This window comes from Aquabacter sp. DMC10 (genome assembly GCF_056314145.1).
The window spans coordinates 1-846 of the sequence record NZ_JBQUYX010000018.1; the positions used below are offsets into that span (position 1 = coordinate 1).

Annotated in this window: 1 protein-coding gene; it reads right to left on the reverse strand. The window is 61.0% G+C overall.

Annotated elements, in window-relative coordinates:
• Positions 1 to 16: 16 nt before the first annotated feature.
• Positions 17 to 768, reverse strand: a protein-coding gene (locus tag ACT54L_RS24920; RefSeq protein WP_476088355.1) for an IS5 family transposase whose coding sequence is annotated in 2 segments (ribosomal slippage) — positions 17 to 435 and positions 435 to 768 — 753 coding nt in all. Because the reading frame shifts where the segments join, the coding sequence is not laid out codon by codon here.
• Positions 769 to 846 lie beyond the last annotated feature (78 nt).

Below are 846 nucleotides of genomic sequence, written 5' to 3' on the forward strand. Positions count from 1 at the left end.
TAGGCTCCAGACTCAATCAGGCCCACCAGGTGACGATAGCGGCGAGCGAGACGGCGGCAGCGAAGTTCACGGCGAGCTTGTCGTAGCGGGTGGCGATGCGTCGAAAATCCTTGAGGCGACAGAACATGCGCTCGATGAGGTTGCGCTGCTTGTAGGCGACCGGGTCGAAGGGGTGCCGGTGTTTCCGGGTTTTATTGTTCGGAATCACAGGCATGGTGCCGCGATTCACCAGAAACTGGCGAAGCCCATTGCTGTCGTAGGCGGTGTCGGCGGCACACATACGTCCCGGAGGCAGCGGTGCCAGCAGAACGGCGGCCGCCCTCACATCACCCAATTGGCCTGCCGTTATTTCGAAGGCGATGGGGCGCCCGCAGCCGTCGACGACGGCATGGATTTTGGTGGTGCGTCCGCCACGCGAACGACCAACCGCTTGTGCCGCCTCCCCCCTTTTCCCCCACCTGCAGAGCGGTGAGCTTTGGCCGTCGTGCTGTCGATCATCTGCACGTCATCCGGCGTGACGACGACGAGCGCCTGAAATAGGCGCTGCCATAATCCCCGGGCGGACCAGCGATGAAACCGATTGTAGATGGTCGTCGGTGGGCCGTAGATCGCCGGGCAATCTTGCCAGCGGCATCCCGACTTAAGGACGTGAATGATACCGCTTAGCACGCGACGGTCATCAACTCGGCGGGCGCCAGGGCGATTACGGGGAAGGTGCGGTTCGATCGCAGCCCACTGGAGATCACTCAGCCAGAATTCGCCTGCCATCACCCAAACTCCTTCGGTTAGAAGGTTGAATCACGACAGGAATTCCAGATCAAGGGCTTGATTGGGTTTTAGCCCTAG